Source organism: Chryseobacterium camelliae (assembly GCF_002770595.1).
Taxonomy (GTDB): Bacteria; Bacteroidota; Bacteroidia; order Flavobacteriales; family Weeksellaceae; genus Chryseobacterium; species Chryseobacterium camelliae.
In genome coordinates this window covers 585,966-601,206 of the sequence record NZ_CP022986.1, presented here as the reverse complement: position 1 = coordinate 601,206, position 15,241 = coordinate 585,966, and the positions used below count along the sequence as shown (strand labels likewise).

The 15,241-nt window shown below is 40.9% G+C and carries 17 protein-coding genes; 7 read left to right on the top strand and 10 right to left on the bottom strand.

Going from position 1 to position 15,241, the window contains the following annotated elements; genetic code table 11:
• Positions 1-8: 8 nt before the first annotated feature.
• Together CGB83_RS02755 and CGB83_RS02750 are read right to left on the bottom strand one after the other, a co-directional pair.
• A complete protein-coding gene (locus CGB83_RS02755) occupies positions 9-1,004 on the bottom strand; it encodes a glycosyltransferase family 2 protein (protein WP_100074411.1) in 996 nt (331 codons plus the stop codon).
• A 2-nt stretch (positions 1,005-1,006) separates the two neighbouring features.
• Complete coding sequence (locus CGB83_RS02750) at positions 1,007-1,879, bottom strand: lysophospholipid acyltransferase family protein (RefSeq protein ID WP_100074410.1); 873 nt, start codon at positions 1,877-1,879, stop codon at positions 1,007-1,009.
• A gap of 79 nt (positions 1,880-1,958) precedes the next feature.
• Here CGB83_RS02750 and CGB83_RS02745 point away from each other — a divergent pair, with 79 nt between their 5' ends.
• Positions 1,959-2,528, top strand: coding sequence for a thioredoxin family protein (locus tag CGB83_RS02745; protein WP_100074409.1), 570 nt, complete (start codon positions 1,959-1,961; stop codon positions 2,526-2,528).
• A 72-nt stretch (positions 2,529-2,600) separates the two neighbouring features.
• Here CGB83_RS02745 and CGB83_RS02740 read toward each other — a convergent pair whose 3' ends face one another.
• The 7 genes from CGB83_RS02740 to CGB83_RS02710 all read right to left on the bottom strand — a co-directional run bounded on the left by CGB83_RS02740 (position 2,601) and on the right by CGB83_RS02710 (position 9,117).
• Positions 2,601-3,632, bottom strand: coding sequence for a DUF7151 family protein (locus CGB83_RS02740; RefSeq protein ID WP_157761276.1), 1,032 nt, complete (start codon positions 3,630-3,632; stop codon positions 2,601-2,603).
• 281 nt (positions 3,633-3,913) lie between these two features.
• Positions 3,914-4,423, bottom strand: coding sequence for a 50S ribosomal protein L9 (gene rplI, locus CGB83_RS02735; RefSeq protein WP_100074407.1), 510 nt, complete (start codon positions 4,421-4,423; stop codon positions 3,914-3,916).
• A 110-nt stretch (positions 4,424-4,533) separates the two neighbouring features.
• A complete protein-coding gene (rpsR, locus tag CGB83_RS02730) occupies positions 4,534-4,836 on the bottom strand; it encodes a 30S ribosomal protein S18 (protein ID WP_100074406.1) in 303 nt (100 codons plus the stop codon).
• Between the two features lie 33 nt (positions 4,837-4,869).
• Positions 4,870-5,211, bottom strand: coding sequence for a 30S ribosomal protein S6 (rpsF, locus tag CGB83_RS02725; protein WP_100074405.1), 342 nt, complete (start codon positions 5,209-5,211; stop codon positions 4,870-4,872).
• 127 nt (positions 5,212-5,338) lie between these two features.
• On the bottom strand, positions 5,339-6,694 hold the full coding sequence (locus tag CGB83_RS02720) for a chloride channel protein (RefSeq protein WP_100074404.1): 1,356 nt from the start codon (positions 6,692-6,694) through the stop codon (positions 5,339-5,341).
• A 215-nt stretch (positions 6,695-6,909) separates the two neighbouring features.
• The gene (locus tag CGB83_RS02715) at positions 6,910-8,226 is read right to left on the bottom strand and encodes a dihydrolipoamide acetyltransferase family protein (RefSeq protein ID WP_100074403.1); all 1,317 of its coding nucleotides are present in this window, start codon (positions 8,224-8,226) and stop codon (positions 6,910-6,912) included.
• 63 nt (positions 8,227-8,289) lie between these two features.
• On the bottom strand, positions 8,290-9,117 hold the full coding sequence (locus tag CGB83_RS02710) for an SAM hydrolase/SAM-dependent halogenase family protein (RefSeq protein ID WP_100074402.1): 828 nt from the start codon (positions 9,115-9,117) through the stop codon (positions 8,290-8,292).
• A 128-nt stretch (positions 9,118-9,245) separates the two neighbouring features.
• Between CGB83_RS02710 and CGB83_RS02705 the strand changes: the two genes are divergently transcribed.
• The 3 genes from CGB83_RS02705 to CGB83_RS02695 all read left to right on the top strand — a co-directional run bounded on the left by CGB83_RS02705 (position 9,246) and on the right by CGB83_RS02695 (position 11,719).
• On the top strand, positions 9,246-10,205 hold the full coding sequence (locus tag CGB83_RS02705) for a PhoH family protein (RefSeq protein ID WP_100074401.1): 960 nt from the start codon (positions 9,246-9,248) through the stop codon (positions 10,203-10,205).
• 147 nt (positions 10,206-10,352) lie between these two features.
• A complete protein-coding gene (locus tag CGB83_RS02700; protein WP_100074400.1) occupies positions 10,353-10,850 on the top strand; it encodes a hypothetical protein in 498 nt (165 codons plus the stop codon).
• Between the two features lie 209 nt (positions 10,851-11,059).
• Positions 11,060-11,719 (top strand): outer membrane beta-barrel protein, encoded by a 660-nt coding sequence (locus tag CGB83_RS02695; RefSeq protein WP_100074399.1) that lies wholly within the window; start codon positions 11,060-11,062, stop codon positions 11,717-11,719.
• A gap of 209 nt (positions 11,720-11,928) precedes the next feature.
• Here CGB83_RS02695 and ffh read toward each other — a convergent pair whose 3' ends face one another.
• The gene (ffh, locus tag CGB83_RS02690; protein WP_100074398.1) at positions 11,929-13,290 is read right to left on the bottom strand and encodes a signal recognition particle protein; all 1,362 of its coding nucleotides are present in this window, start codon (positions 13,288-13,290) and stop codon (positions 11,929-11,931) included.
• Between the two features lie 161 nt (positions 13,291-13,451).
• Here ffh and CGB83_RS02685 point away from each other — a divergent pair, with 161 nt between their 5' ends.
• From CGB83_RS02685 to CGB83_RS02675, 3 genes are all read left to right on the top strand, one after another.
• On the top strand, positions 13,452-13,721 hold the full coding sequence (locus CGB83_RS02685) for a hypothetical protein (protein ID WP_100074397.1): 270 nt from the start codon (positions 13,452-13,454) through the stop codon (positions 13,719-13,721).
• Between the two features lie 82 nt (positions 13,722-13,803).
• Positions 13,804-14,931 (top strand): F0F1 ATP synthase subunit A, encoded by a 1,128-nt coding sequence (atpB, locus tag CGB83_RS02680; protein WP_100074396.1) that lies wholly within the window; start codon positions 13,804-13,806, stop codon positions 14,929-14,931.
• A 36-nt stretch (positions 14,932-14,967) separates the two neighbouring features.
• Positions 14,968-15,186 carry an ATP synthase F0 subunit C gene (locus CGB83_RS02675; protein ID WP_007844726.1) on the top strand — a complete coding sequence of 73 codons (219 nt, stop codon included), beginning with the start codon at positions 14,968-14,970 and terminating at the stop codon, positions 15,184-15,186.
• Positions 15,187-15,241 lie beyond the last annotated feature (55 nt).

Sequence of the window (15,241 nt, the reverse complement as noted above, 5' to 3'; positions counted from 1 at the left end):
ATTATACATTAAGAGTTGATCTTTGTGCCGGAAAAATGTTTGAAGATCAACCATTTCGATTGGTAGAAGTTTTCTTTCTGATGGCTGTTCCTCCTCTTCCATGTTCCGGGTACTTGTCCGTAGAAGGCAAAGTGCGCCCGCACTACAGCCCAGAAGTGAGGAAAGCCGTATTTAAAGCCGAAATAAAGCGCAGCCAAACCATCCAGGCACATCCTTAAAAACAGCGTCAGAATAAGCTTTGGAAAGGGCATGTTTTTAAGCAGCATGGAAAGGTTGTTCCGGATATTCAGATAGGTCTTTGTCGGGCTCTGTTTGTTAAGGGTACCGCCACCTACATGATATATTCTGGATTTTCCCGTGTAATAGATTTTCTTTCCTGAATTAATCAGCCTCCAGCAAAGATCGATTTCTTCCTGATGGGCAAAAAACCGCTCATCAAAACCGTTTTGTTCCCAGAAATCTTCCGAACGGATAAAAAAGCAGCAGCCTGATGCCCAGAAAATTTCGGTTTCATCATCATATTGTCCGTGGTCCTGTTCAAGATCATCAAAAACCCTTCCGCGGCAGTACGGATAGCCTAAATTATCGATCAGGCCACCGGCAGCCCCGGCAAATTCAAAATACTCCGGACGATCATAGGACAGTATTTTCGGTTGCACAGCAGAAACTTCAGGCATAGCATCCAATAATCGGAGGACAGGCTGTGTCCAGTCCTCTGTAACTTCCACATCAGAATTAAGAAGGCAGTAAAATTCAGCCTGAATAGATTTAAGCCCTTCATTATATCCTCCGGCAAAACCATAATTCTTGGCATTTCGAACAATTTTAACGGATGGGAAGTTCTGTAGCAGGTAGGGGACGGAATCGTCTGTAGACAGATTGTCTATGACAAAAATTTCTGCATCCTTAGTGAATCGTACAATATCCGGCAGAAATTTCTTCAGCCAGTTCTTCCCGTTCCAGTTTAGGATGACAACAGCGAGTTTTTGCTGTATCTGTGCCATAATTAAATCATGTTTTTAATTGAATCTTCATACTTCCATTTACGGTGTGACCAAAGGTAATTATCGGGATGTTTATGCAATGTATTTTCCAGCAGCTTATGGAATTTTTTCACTACCTCATGCTCCTGGAATTTTTCCCCTTCCGGATGGATCCTGTGATAATTAACCTGGTAGAACCCACGTTTTACTTTCTTCATCTCGCAATAAATAAAGACCAGGTTCATACGGGTGGCCAGTTTATCATAACCGTTAAAAACAGGTGTTTTCTGATTCAGGAACTCCGTTCCGTAAGTGATGTGTGCGAAGTGTGGGGTCTGGTCCGCAACAAACATATACGCAGAACTTCCATCATTTTTAGATCTGAATATATTCAGGATCACTTCATTGGCTTCCAGGGCTTCATTCCCGAACCTGTTCCTCAGCTTTTTCATCTGGTTTTCCCAGAAATTGCTGTTTACTTTACGGTAAACAGGATGGCAGTGATCCTGTGGGACAAGGGTTGCCAGTGCGTTGATCCACTCCCAGTTGAAGACGTGTCCGGCAAGGAGGATGATGTTCTTGCCTTCTGCTTTGGCTTCATGGAAGACTTCCTGGTTGATATGCTGCATCCTCACCCTGGACTCAGTTTCGGAAATGCTGAAAGATTTAATGGTTTCCACCAGGTAATCTGAAAAATTACGGTAGAATTTCTTTTTGATGTCCCGGATTTCAGCTTTGCTTTTATCGGGAAATGATCGTTCAAGATTCCGGGTGATGACATTTTTCCTGTATCCTACAATATAATAGTTCAGGAAAAAGATGATGTCTGAAAAAACATACAGGATTTTCAGGGGAAGTTTTGAGACCAGATAAATGATGCGGATAAGAAAATTCATAAAACGTACAAATTTACGCATTATAAAATTATGGTGCTCTTTTTGATGCGCATAAGTATTATTTTTTTACATTTATATAATGAAAAAGTTATCATTAATTGCTTTCCTGAGTTTGAGCACTGCGGTGTTCTCACAGAAAGTAAAGGGCAATACGGAAAACAAAAGCAACAGCTCAAAGGCTGTGCCGGCTAAAACGGATGCAGACACTGAAGCCAGAATAAAAGCTGCTCAGGAAAAGGCACAGTTGCCTAAACCCTACGATGCGAAAGCAGATGCAGGGGCTGATCTTCAGCAATTGATTTCAAAAGCCGCGAAAGAGAACAAAAATATTATGATCCAGGCAGGAGGCAACTGGTGTATCTGGTGTCTGCGCTTCAATAATTTTGTACAGACCACCCCGGAGCTTAAGAAGATAGTAGACGATAATTACCTGTATTATCATTTAAATTATTCTCCGGATAATAAAAATGAGAAAATATTTTCCCAATATGGAAATCCTGGTGATAAGTACGGCTATCCGGTGTTTATCGTGCTTGATAAAAGAGGCAAAATGATTCATGTACAGCCAAGCGATGTTCTTGAAGAAGGTAAAGGATACAGTTTGGAGAAAGTCAAAACATTTTTTCAAAACTGGGTGTCAAAATCATAAAAAAAACCGGGATTATCCCGGTTTTCTTATGTAGTATTGTCTTGTGAACTTATTGATATTACCTCTATACGATTAGCTTTCAGGAATCTCATACCAGTTGGTTCCGTCGCAGAAGAATTCTGAAGTAAAATAAACGGAAACGTACGTATTGGCAGGAGCTACAGAGTTGCCTGCATACATAGATCCGGAGGGCGTTCTTGCATTACAGGCCCAATTCGTTCCACCCTGAAAGGAGGTATACGAAATTTTAAATTTCACTCCGCTCCCTGCGGTAGCAGGTGAAGGTAATGTTAAATTGATCGTTCCTGTATTGTTTCCCTGTATGGCTGCCCAGTCGAAAAGAAGGATTCCGCCAAAATCTGCTGTTGTTACCGTATAATTATTATTACCGGTAGTCATGGTTATTTTTTTGAAAGGTATGGCAGAAGAGCCTCCGCCACTGCCCCCGGCTGCAGCCCATGATCCGTCTCCCCGCAGGAAAGTAGACGAGCCAGGCGTACCGGTTGCTGATATTTTTCCAACGGTTACGGATTGGTTAGCCAGTTTTGCGGTAGTCACTGCACTCGCTGCAATGGTGGTTGCACCGTTATCGGTAATGCTGATATCTCCTGTCATCGTTTTAGGAGCCTGAACCGAATAAGGAGATGTTGCTGAAGTAAGGTAAACCTGTCCGCCTGCTGAGCCATTGGAAAGGCCCTGTCCGTTGCTTCCGTTGCAGACATAGCGTGTATCGGTGATTTCTGACGTATCAAGTGTTCCGTTCCCATTGGTATCGAGACCGGTTTCAACTTTGATCCCTCCATTCGCACAGTTGCTGCCTGCAGATTCCTGGGTGGTTCTTACCAGAGCATTTTTACCATTACTTCCGCCGCCAAGACCGGCCAGGACAGATCCGGAAGCAGTACCGTCATCATTTACCGTAAGCAAATTGGTGCCGACGGAATTTTCAATCTTTAAACTTTGGGTGGTGTTGTCAGATCCTTTCCCTTTAAGGTGCAGGGTGGCCGTGGGGGTGGGAATATTGATCCCTACATTTTTGTCATACTGAGCATGCATAAAAGCTATGCTTCCCAATAGCAGGACTCCAGATAGATGTACTTTCATTAGCCGGTTATTATAATTTTAGGTGAAATCTTTTGAAGGTAGAGCGATCTCTTTTACAGTCTTTATATAAAGTCGGATCTATTCTTTTTTCTAAAAGATGTGACAAAAGTATCGAAAATGAAAGATGTCGTAAAGCAGGTTTTAGGAAGGATTTGTATTGCGTGGTTTTGAAGCTATATAATGTCTACCATTTTTTATCTGTTGTATTTCAGACAGGTGTAAATGAAAAATGCTGTCTCCGGAGAGACAGCAAATATGCGAATATAGTATTCTGCTTTGTATTAAGCTTCTTCAGACGGAGCAGCTTCCTTTTTAGGAGCAGCAGGAGCCTGAGGGGCAACTGGAGCATCAGATACAATATCAAATTCGAAATTGTACTCAACATTTCTGTGAAGTCTGATGTTTGCGGTAACTTTACCGGTTCTCTTGATTGTGTTTCCTGGAATTTTGATGTATTTTTTCTCTACAGAAACACCAGCTTTTTCAAGAGCAGCAGAAAGGTCTGCATTGTTGATAGATCCGAATAATTTATCACCTGAACCTACTTTTGCAGGGATGGTGATAGACGTTTTCTTCAACTGATCTACGATTCCGTTAGCTGTTGCGATTAATTTAGCTTCTTCCTCTTTTCTTGCTTCCAAAGTAGCTTCCAGAGCTGCTTTGTTCTTAGGGGTTGCTAAAAGAGCGTATCCCTGAGGGATCAGGAAGTTTCTGGCATAACCAGGCTTTACGCTTACTGTATCAAACTCAAGTCCTAAGTTCTCTACGTCTTTTTTTAGGATAATGTCCATTGTTGTTGTCCTTTTTTAGATTTTAGAATTCTAAAATCAAGTTAGAATTAATGATGTATTCAGCAACAAAAAGCCAAAAGCACAAGGCTAATGGCTGATTGCAATATTTTTTATTTTAATAAGTCAGCTACGTAAGGAAGCAATGCAAGGTGTCTTGCTCTTTTGATAGCAGCAGAAACTTTTCTCTGGTATTTCAAAGAAGTCCCGGTGTATCTTCTTGGTAAGATTTTACCCTGCTCGTTTACGAACTGTAATAAGAAATCAGCATCTTTGTAATCAACGTGCTTAATTCCGAATTTTTTGAATCTACAGTATTTCTTTTCAGATTTTGTATTGATATCAAGCGGAGTAAGGAATTTCACTTCAGATTCCCCTCCAGCTGAGGCTTGTTTAGCCATTTCGTCTATTGCCATGTCTTGTCTTTTTTAATAAAATTGGGTTAATAATTAAGCTCTAGCTGCTTTTGCTTTAGCTCTTCTAGTTACAGCGTACTCAACAGCATGCTTGTCCAGTTTTGTAGTCAGGTAACGGATTACTCTCTCGTCACGTTTGAATGCCAATTCAAGATCAGCAACAACGTTTCCTTCTCCTTTAAACTCGATCAATGTGTAGAATCCGTTCTTTTTCAGTTGGATTGGATACGCAAGTTTCTTAAGTCCCCAGTTTTCTCTGACAACGATTTCGCAGTTTCTTTCTTTTAAAAGATCTTCAAATTTTTTCACTGCTTCCTCCACCTGTGAGTCAGATAGAACGGGAGTTAAAATGAAAACAGTTTCGTAATTGTTCATAATGTAAATAAATTTAGTAATTATTTCGAGGTGCAAAAATAAATAAAATATTTATGTTGTGCAATAAGAATTCAGAATTACTTCAAACAGACATGATCAGTAGCATCATAACATCTGTAATCCACATTCAGTTTTTAGTTCCTCTGAGTTCAGCCAGCATCTGGGTTTTGATCATATCATAGAGTGAGTGGCGTACAACCAGGAGGGATGCAATGGAAGAGACCATCCCTGCCAGCATCAGGTGAAAGATCAGGGAATGCCTGTCGGTCATTTCAAGCACAATAATGGCAGAAGTAAAAGGAGCCCTGGTAATTCCGGTCAGAAAAGCAACCATACCGCCAAGTACCACGACATTGGTTTCGTGCGGCGTTAAATGAAGCGCTCCTGAAATCACAGAGCCTATGCTGGCCCCGGCCGTAAGGGCAGGAGCAAAGATACCGCCGGCTCCTCCTGACGTGAAGGACAGGGCAGGGCCAAAAATCCTGAGTACGGGAATATACCATTCTTCATGTTTATTTTCAGTGAACAGGATGCGTTCCATGATTTCTTTTCCGGATCCCAGGATTTCCCGGCTGATGAATACGGATACAAAAGCGATCACCAGGGCACAGCCGATTAAAAATAATATCTGAGAACGATCTGATGTAAGGGTTTTCTTTTTCCATGCATTGATTTTCATCATGTTTACCGAAAGCTGACTGGCCAGGATGCCGGCAATACCTGCCACGAGGATGATAGGAAACATCACCATCAGAGATACATCATTCGTCTTGGGGTAACCGAGGTAAAGATAAGAGCCGGCAAGCGTCTGTGCGGTGAGCCCAGCGATAATAACAGCCGTGAAGAGCGCTGTTTTGAAGTAATTGATGTGGGTTTTGGACAGCTCTTCCACGGCAAAGACAATTCCGCCCAGCGGTGTATTGAACGCTGCCGCCAGACCTGCCGCTGCGCCGGTCATAATCATATTTTTCTTGGAGATCTTAGGCCACCATTCAGGCAGGTATTCATTGACTTTACGGAATACCGATCCTGCAATCTGAATAGTAGGACCCTCACGACCTACAGCACCACCACCGATGACCAATACTACTGATGAAAGAATTTTAAAAACAATGATCTTCAAACTCAGAAGGCTCCGGATCTTTCTGTGCTCTTTAGGATTCGCCAGTTCCACGGCAGCCATTACCTGAGGGATTCCGCTGCCTTTGGCATTAGGTGCAAACTCTTTGACCAGCCACCATGACAGAACAAACCCGATGGGAGCCATAATAAATATCATCCAGTCGTGCCAGTTCAGGATAAAATGCAAAAGGCTCTCTCCCCACGCAAACAGTTTCGCATACAGCACGGCTATGAAACCGGTAATCACAGAACCGATCCAGAACGGAATAGCCTGAAGCAAATTATGTTTCAGCTGTTCATTCCGGATGTTGTCAAATGATCTCCTGATGCTTTCGCGGAGGCGGGTGATGACTTTCAGCATTATTTTTTATTGTAAATGTAAAATGTATTGTTGATAAAGGTCTTATTTTAATTTTTGTTAATTGAGCTATCTTCTTAAATCAGGATCCATGCAGAGGGATCATTTGCTTAAAGATAGAATTATTTTAATAATGAATCAAACAAAAAACCTCCGGAAAATCCGAAGGCCTTTATTTTTAAACCGGTAAAGATTACGCATTACCAATTACTCATTGCTTATATTTCTGTGTTCAGATCCCAGTTTTCAAGGTAGTCATGAACGTGCTTCAGCATCATTCCGCCAAGAGAACCGTCTACCACTCTGTGGTCATATGAATGGGACATGAACATCAGGTTCCTGATGGCAATAACGTCTCCGTCTGCGGTTTCCAGAACTGCAGGCTTCTTAACGATTGCACCAATAGCCAGAATGGCCACCTGTGGCTGAGGGATGATAGGCGTTCCCATCAGGTTTCCGAAACTTCCTACATTGGAAATCGTGTAGGTTGCTCCCTGCGTATCTTCAGGTCTCAGTTTCTTGTTTCTCGCTCTGTAGGCCAGGTCATTGATGGCTTTTGCCAGTCCTGAAAGTGACAGCTGGTCAGCATTTTTAATCACCGGAACAATAAGGTTTCCGTCCGGAAGGGCAGTTGCCATACCGATATTGATGTTTTTCTTCTTGATGATGTTCTCTCCGTTAATTGAAACGTTGATCATAGGGAAGTCCTGAATGGCTTTCACAACAGCTCTTACGAAGATCGGCATGAACGTCAGTTTTTCGCCTTCACGTTTTTCAAAAGGTCCTTTGTTCTTATTTCTCCATTTCACCACATTGGTCACATCCGTTTCAATAAAAGAAGTTACGTGAGGAGCAATCTGCTTGGCCTTAACCATATTTTCAGCAATGATCTTTCTCATTCTGTCCATAGGGATGATTTCATCACCCGCAGCAGCTGTTACCGTAGAGGCAGGAGATGAAACTGCAGTCTTCTGTGGGGCAGGAGCGGCCGGCGCAGCCTGTTGTGCGGCTGGCTGCGGCTGGTTTCCTCTGTTGGCTACATAAGCCAGGATATCTTCTTTGGTAATTCTTCCTTCCAGACCGTTTCCTTTGATGGACTTCAGTTCAGACTCGGAAATGTTTTCCTGTTGTGCGATGGATTTTACCAGCGGAGACAGGTACAGATCACCCGAAAATTCGGTGCTCTGACCTGAATTGGCCTGTAACGGCTGTTCGATAGTTTTTAATGTTTCAGTATCCGGAGCAGCAGCGGTTTCTGCGGCAAGTTCCTCAGGTGCAGCATTTCCGCCTTCCCCTTCAATTTCTAAAATAGCTATGGCTTCACCTACTTTGGCAACTTCATCCTTTTGTTTTAAGATTTTCACAATTTTCCCCGAAACTGGTGTCGGAACATCTGAATCTACCTTATCTGTTGCAATTTCTACTACAGAGTCATCTTCCTTTACACTGTCACCTTCATTAAATAACCAGGTGATAATTGTCGCTTCCATAACACCTTCTCCCATGGAAGGAAGCAATAATTTGTATTCTGCCATTTTTAATTTTTAGATTTTGACAAATATATAAAAAAAAACGATTTTTTTATGAAATATTTAATTTTAGGAAAACTCAATATAGATATTTTCCCCCACATTCAGTCCGAAAAGGGTCTTTGCTCCGTTCTTGCGGCTGCCTTTGTAAATGGTAAGTTCCAGGAGCTGGCTGTCGTTAAAGATTGCTGCGGATTGCCCATGAAATTCAGTTTCCCGATCCCAGTCGGACACCACTTCGGTATGGCTGGAAAAGACTCTTGAAAGGCTCAGGTTACGGAATTTGATCGTGAAATTGTCGTAATTTTTACTGATGGTTTCAAACATGTCCTGATTGATGTTGGAAATAATATTTCCGAAATTATCAATATAAGTCACTTCACCGATAATCATTTTTTCAGATTCGTTGAATACAGGCTTAGGGAACAGCAGTTGTTTGGCGGTGTCAATTTTCCTTCCGATAACTTCAGGAAGCCCCCCGTTGGCAAGATGTACCGCTGCAGGAACCAGGATGTCCGTAGAAGTAAAGTTAACGATATCATCAAACCTGTTGTTCAGCGTGATTTCATAAATGCTTTCCGGCTTGATGTCAAAGAACACCAGGCTCAGCAGTCCGTTATCGGCAGCCAGGAAATAAGATCCGTCTGCTTTATACAGGATGTTCTTCCTTGATTTATGAAAAAAACTGTCTACAGAAATGATATGAATGGTTCCTTTAGGAAAGTATTTATAGGCATTCCTCACGATATATGAGGTTTGGATGAGGTTAAATGCCTGGATGTCATGACTGATGTCAACAATATTGACCTCCGGGTTCAGGGAAAGGATTTTGCCTTTCATAGCCGAAACTCTGTAATCTACATTTCCGAAATCTGACGTAAGCGTAATTATTGACATTGTACTTGATAGAAGGTCGTTATGCAAATTTATCTAAAATTAAAGAAAGCTCTGAAGATTGTGGATAAGAATTTGATATTAATCTAGAAAAAAACTTTAAATTTAAAATCTAATATAAAACTATTTGCATGTTTGAATTGACGTATGATTTGGAAGATATAGACGCAAAAATCTTCTATGGAGTTAATAACCAATATTTCAATGTAATTAAATCTACTTTTCCCACTCTGAAAATTACCGGCAGAGACCATTATATATTTGCAATGGGCAATCAGGAGGCTTTGGATATATTCAGGCAGAAACTTGATGATATTGTAAAATTTATTTCCAAAAACAATTCTATCGAGCTTAAAGACGTAGAAAACATCCTTAACATCAAGGATGAAAACGAAAAACAGCTGGTATTCGATCAGGATATCATTGTAAAAGGTGTGAACGGCAAAATCATTAAGGCTAAAACCACCAACCTTAAAAAACTCGTTAAAGAGACAGAGAAAAAAGATATGGTTTTCGCGATAGGACCTGCCGGTACAGGAAAAACCTATACCAGTGTGGCACTTGCTGCAAGGGCATTAAGAGATAAAGAGGTTAAAAGGATCATCCTGACAAGGCCGGCCGTAGAAGCAGGGGAGAGCCTTGGATTCCTGCCCGGTGACCTGAAAGAAAAGCTGGATCCTTATTTACAGCCTTTATATGACGCACTCCGCGATATGATTCCACACGAGAAGCTGGAAGGATTTATGGAGAAAAAAGTCATTGAGGTTGCGCCTCTGGCCTTTATGAGAGGAAGGACATTGGATGATGCCTTTGTCATTCTTGATGAAGCACAGAACACGACCCACTCGCAGATGAAAATGTTCCTTACAAGGATGGGGATGAATGCCAAATTCATCATCACCGGCGACCCGAGCCAGGTGGATTTGCCGCCGAAGCAGCAATCAGGCCTGAAGGAGGCGATGAGAATCCTGAAGGACGTGAAAGAAATAGGCTTTGTACACCTTACTGAAGAGGATGTAGTAAGGCATCCGGTGGTCAGAAAGATTATCCTAGCTTATAATGATGAAGAAAAGCGGGTAAAAAAGGACTGATAGGTCACCTTTTAAGGTTTTTTGCTTTCTAAGAAATGAGTAAAGTATATGATAAGGCGGAACCAGCAGGTTCTGCTTTTTTATTGCGGTTGGTTTTCTTTCCAAAATAATTTCTTATTTTTGGGTATCAAATTAAATTATTAGAACATGAAAAAGTTATTATTACTAGGAGCATTTGCATTGCTCGGTGGAGCAGCGCATGCCCAGGAAGGTTTTAAACTGGGAGGGCATATCGGTATTCCGGTTTCAGATGCAGGAGATGCATCTTCATTTACATTAGGTATTGATGGAGCCTATATGTGGAACATCGTAAAAGGACTTGATCTGGGAGTCGCTACCGGATATTCCCACTTTTTCGGAAAAGACCATTTCGATGATTTCGGATTTATTCCTGTAGCCGTTGCAGGGAAGTACAGGTTTTCTGGGGCACCTATATTTGTAGGATTGGACCTGGGATATGGTATTTCCGTTAAAGATGGTGTAGACGGAGGTTTTTATGCACAGCCGAAGTTCGGGTATCAGATGTCTACCGGAGAGCTTTACCTAGGCTATCAGACCATCAGCAATAAACGTGATCTGGGACCTGTACGATACAGCTGGAATGTAGGTGCAGTGAACATCGGATACAATTTCTTCTTAAAATAGAAGAATTAAAAAATCAGCCATATTTCACTCCAATTGAAAAATTGGAGTTTTTTTATTGAAAAAAATGACAATACAAAAAAGGATAGCGCAGAGTAGAATTAAATGTTGAAAAAGCTAATATTCATGGGTGATTTCAATCATGTTAACAAATTTTAATATTAGAGGTGGTCACTCTAAATTTGCCTCCTGAAAGTATTAAATTTTATACAATGAAAAAAGTATTATTAGCAGGTGCAATCGCACTATTCGGTTTATCTAACGCTCAGATTTCTAAAGGTACAACTTATCTTTCAGGATCAGTTGGGTATTCTCAGGAAGAAAGAGAAAACGGAAACATTAAACAAGAAAATTTCAATGTATTGCCAACAGTAGGGTATTTCGTAGGAACAAATGTAGCAATTGGTGTTGGAATAGGATATCAGACTGAAAAAACAACGACAACTTCTACTACAGTATTGGCTAATACAACAGCTACTGCTAAGAATGAAGTAAAAAGACCTGCTTTTGTAGCAAGCCCTTTTGTAAGAAAGTACTGGACTTTAGGTGATAAATTATACATCTTCGGACAACTGGCTGTACCAATGGAATTCGGGAAAACTGAAACTGAAAACAGCACTACACTTACCAATACAAACGGTACTACCGGGACCAGCTCAACTTCTACTGAAGCTAAATACACTAAGATTGGTGTAACCGTAAAACCAGGTCTGGATTATTTCCTTAACAAAAACTGGTCAATCGAAGCTACTATCGGTGAATTTGGTTACAGCAATACAAAACCAAAAGACGGTGAATCGATCAACAATTATAACTTCGGTTTAAAATTGTCTTCTGTTACCTTCGGTGTTAAATATGTATTCGCAAAATAATAAACGAACATATATCTGTAAAGGTCCCGGGTTTTCCCGGGGCTTTTTTGTTGGATTACGTTGTAATGGGACTGGATTGTTGCAGAACAGAAAGGCTTGATGGCTCAGGCGCATCAGCCTTTTAAAATGATGAACATGTCAGGTCTGGGTACAAAAACAAATCCGGTTCATCAGAACCGGATTTGATATTTTATAAAAAGTCTTAGTAATTATTTTCCAAACATGCCTCCCATACCTGGCATATTCGGCATTTTGCTCATCATCTGCATCATCTGTTTTCCCTGTGGCCCCTGCATCATTTTCATCATTTTACCCATCTGATCAAACTGCTTCATCAGCTGGTTCACATCTTCAATCTTCCTTCCTGCGCCTTTGGCAATCCTTTGTTTTCTCTGTGTATTGATGATGGAAGGTCTTCTTCTCTCATCCGGGGTCATAGAGTAAATGATGGCTTCAATATGTTTGAATGCGTCATCGCTGATCTCTACATCCTTGATAGCTTTTCCAACACCAGGGATCATTCCCATCAGGTCTTTCATATTCCCCATTTTTTTGATCTGGTTGATCTGTTTCAGGAAGTCATCAAAACCGAATTCATTCTTGGCAATTTTTTTATGAAGCTTCTTGGCCTCTTCCTCGTCAAACTGCTCCTGTGCTCTTTCCACTAAGGAAACAACGTCTCCCATCCCGAGAATCCTGTCGGCCATCCTTTCCGGATAGAACAGGTCAAGCGCTTCCATTTTCTCTCCTGTAGAGATGAATTTGATCGGCTTTTCAACGACGGAACGGATCGTTAAGGCGGCACCCCCTCTGGTGTCCCCATCCAGTTTGGTAAGGACCACACCATCAAAGTTCAGGGCTTCATTGAATGCCTTGGCTGTATTCACGGCATCCTGGCCCGTCATGGAGTCTACCACAAACAGTGTTTCGCTAGGCTTGATGAAATAATGAACCGATTTAATCTCGTTCATCATCTGCTCGTCAATCGCCAGACGTCCGGCGGTATCCACGATTACCACATCGTGACCATTTGATTTAGCGAAATTAATTCCGTTTTCAGCAATCGTAGAAGGATTGGTTGCTCCTTCTTCAGTATATACGGGAACACCGATCTGGCCTCCCAAAACCTTAAGCTGGTCAATTGCAGCAGGACGGTATACGTCACACGCAACCAATAAAGGTTTTTTATTTTTTTTCGTTTTTAAATAATTGGCCAGCTTTCCGGAGAAGGTGGTCTTACCGGAACCCTGAAGTCCCGCAATAAGAATAACGGACGGTTTTCCCGAAAGGTTGATGCCTTCCTGAGAACCTCCCATAAGATCCACCAGCTCATCGTGAACAATTTTGGTCATCAGCTGTCCCGGAGTCAGGGAAGTAAGAACGTCCTGTCCCAAAGCTTTATCCTGAACCCTTTTGGTAAGATCCTTGGCTACTTTATAATTAACATCGGCATCCACCAATGCTCTCCGGATCTCCTTTACGGTTTCCGCTACATTGATTTCCGTAATTTTTCCACGTCCGGAAATATTATGAAGCGCCTTGTCTAATTTTTCCTGTAAACTATTAAACATAATCTATTGTACATTATAGGTGTACAAAAATACGGAATAATTTTTAAAATATTTCAAATGCAGTATTTTTAAATGATTGAACCTGCCATTATGTTCATCATAATCTTCTCTAACACATCGACGGGCTTTTTTTATATATATTATAATGCTAATTTCGCAGTATGAATATTGGGAACTGTTTAATTGTCCTGCTCCTGGCAGTTTTGCTGAATATTATTGTATATATGGTTTTTCGTAAATACTTCTACGGAAAGCCGGATGCAGGTATGAAATTCTTAGCTGTTAACATTTTCAAAGATATCGTCTGGCTTGTCGTTTCCCTGATGATTGTTGATCAGACCAGAGAGAATTTCTTATTTATTGTCATCTGCTTCATTGCTGCTTCCATACTTATTTATGGATCGGTAATAAAACGCATTAATAAATCGTGATTTTTTTGATGATAAAAATCAATTTTTAATATTGGTAAAGTTTAATAAAATCAATATATTTGCACACGATTAAAAAAGAGATATGAACAGAAAGATTTCTTCATTATTTTTCGCATTTTTATTTGTATTGCTGAGTGGTTTTGCTACTGCTCAAGATACTTCTGAAGGCGAGATGCCGGCTGAAAAAATTGAACATAAGGAAGGTTTTAATGCTACTGAAATGATCATGGAGCACATTGGCGATTCCAATGAATGGCATTTGTGGACTACAAAAGATGATAGCGGTGAAGAACATCATGTTTCAATTCCGTTGCCGGTAATCATTAAGGATAATGAAGGATGGCATACGTTTCTTTCTAAAGATATCGCCCACGGTCACGAACATGACGGATATACTTTAGAGCACGGACAGGTTGTTTCTACCAAAGGAATCCAGAAAGCAACTCTTTTTGCGCTGATCAGCGGAAAACAAAAATCAAATGAAGTTTTCTTCGATCTGTCAATTACTAAGAATACAGCTTCCATGTTATTATCTGTTATTTTTATGGCAGTCGTATTTATGGGAATGGCGAGAGGATATAAAAAATCACAGCTTCCTAAAGGTATCGGGAAAGTAATGGAGCCGGTTATTGTATTCATCAGAGATGAAGTAGCGATCCCGAATATCGGATCTGTAAAGTACAAAAGATATATGCCTTATCTTCTAACCGCATTTTTCTTTATCTGGTTCAATAACCTTTTCGGATTGATCCCTTTCTTCCCTGGAGGAGCTAACCTTACCGGAAATATCGCTGTAACAGCTGTACTGGCTATTATCACTTTATTAATTACCTTGTTCAGCGCTAATAAAGATTACTGGAAGCATATTTTCATGCCGCCGGTTCCGATCTTGCTATATCCGATTATGGTTCCTATTGAGATCATCGGGGTATTTACAAAGCCTTTTGCTTTGATGATGCGACTTTTCGCCAACGTTACAGCAGGTCACATTATGATCCTTGCGATCATTTCCCTGATCTTTATTTTTAAAACGCCTTATTTAGGATTTGCATCTGTACCATTGGCATTATTTGTATCTGTACTTGAATTATTGGTTGCAGCGCTACAAGCCTATATCTTTACTGTTTTATCTGCCCTATTCATAGGTATCGCAGTAGCAGAACACGAGCACGAACATGGTCATCACGACGAACATTCAGCAGCTCATTAATAAGAAAATAAATTTTAACTATAAATATTTATCATTATGGATTTATCAACTGGAGCAGGATTAATTTACGTAGGTATCGGTTTAGCAGTACTAGGAGTAGGTCTTGGTATCGGTAAAATCGGTGGTCACGCAATGGATGCTATCGCTAGACAACCAGAACAAGCTGGTAAGATTCAGGGAGCAATGCTTATTGCTGCTGGTCTTATTGAGGGTGCTGGTCTTATCGCGATCATCTTCGGTGCTTTCATCAAGTAATCGATCCTCAGAAAAAATATTCTTAGCAGTGAGCGGTTGGCTGCTGCTAAGAATT

Excerpts from the sequence above, each read along its gene's own strand:
- CGB83_RS02755 (WP_100074411.1), bottom strand. The coding sequence starts at position 1,004 with ATGGCACAGATACAGCAAAAACTCGCTGTTGTCATCCTAAACTGGAAC.
- CGB83_RS02750 (WP_100074410.1), bottom strand. The coding sequence starts at position 1,879 with ATGAATTTTCTTATCCGCATCATTTATCTGGTCTCAAAACTTCCCCTG.
- CGB83_RS02745 (WP_100074409.1), top strand. The coding sequence starts at position 1,959 with ATGAAAAAGTTATCATTAATTGCTTTCCTGAGTTTGAGCACTGCGGTG.
- CGB83_RS02740 (WP_157761276.1), bottom strand. The coding sequence starts at position 3,632 with ATGAAAGTACATCTATCTGGAGTCCTGCTATTGGGAAGCATAGCTTTT.
- rplI (WP_100074407.1), bottom strand. The coding sequence starts at position 4,423 with ATGGACATTATCCTAAAAAAAGACGTAGAGAACTTAGGACTTGAGTTT.
- rpsR (WP_100074406.1), bottom strand. The coding sequence starts at position 4,836 with ATGGCAATAGACGAAATGGCTAAACAAGCCTCAGCTGGAGGGGAATCT.
- rpsF (WP_100074405.1), bottom strand. The coding sequence starts at position 5,211 with ATGAACAATTACGAAACTGTTTTCATTTTAACTCCCGTTCTATCTGAC.
- CGB83_RS02720 (WP_100074404.1), bottom strand. The coding sequence starts at position 6,694 with ATGCTGAAAGTCATCACCCGCCTCCGCGAAAGCATCAGGAGATCATTT.
- CGB83_RS02715 (WP_100074403.1), bottom strand. The coding sequence starts at position 8,226 with ATGGCAGAATACAAATTATTGCTTCCTTCCATGGGAGAAGGTGTTATG.
- CGB83_RS02710 (WP_100074402.1), bottom strand. The coding sequence starts at position 9,117 with ATGTCAATAATTACGCTTACGTCAGATTTCGGAAATGTAGATTACAGA.
- CGB83_RS02705 (WP_100074401.1), top strand. The coding sequence starts at position 9,246 with ATGTTTGAATTGACGTATGATTTGGAAGATATAGACGCAAAAATCTTC.
- CGB83_RS02700 (WP_100074400.1), top strand. The coding sequence starts at position 10,353 with ATGAAAAAGTTATTATTACTAGGAGCATTTGCATTGCTCGGTGGAGCA.
- CGB83_RS02695 (WP_100074399.1), top strand. The coding sequence starts at position 11,060 with ATGAAAAAAGTATTATTAGCAGGTGCAATCGCACTATTCGGTTTATCT.
- ffh (WP_100074398.1), bottom strand. The coding sequence starts at position 13,290 with ATGTTTAATAGTTTACAGGAAAAATTAGACAAGGCGCTTCATAATATT.
- CGB83_RS02685 (WP_100074397.1), top strand. The coding sequence starts at position 13,452 with ATGAATATTGGGAACTGTTTAATTGTCCTGCTCCTGGCAGTTTTGCTG.
- atpB (WP_100074396.1), top strand. The coding sequence starts at position 13,804 with ATGAACAGAAAGATTTCTTCATTATTTTTCGCATTTTTATTTGTATTG.
- CGB83_RS02675 (WP_007844726.1), top strand. The coding sequence starts at position 14,968 with ATGGATTTATCAACTGGAGCAGGATTAATTTACGTAGGTATCGGTTTA.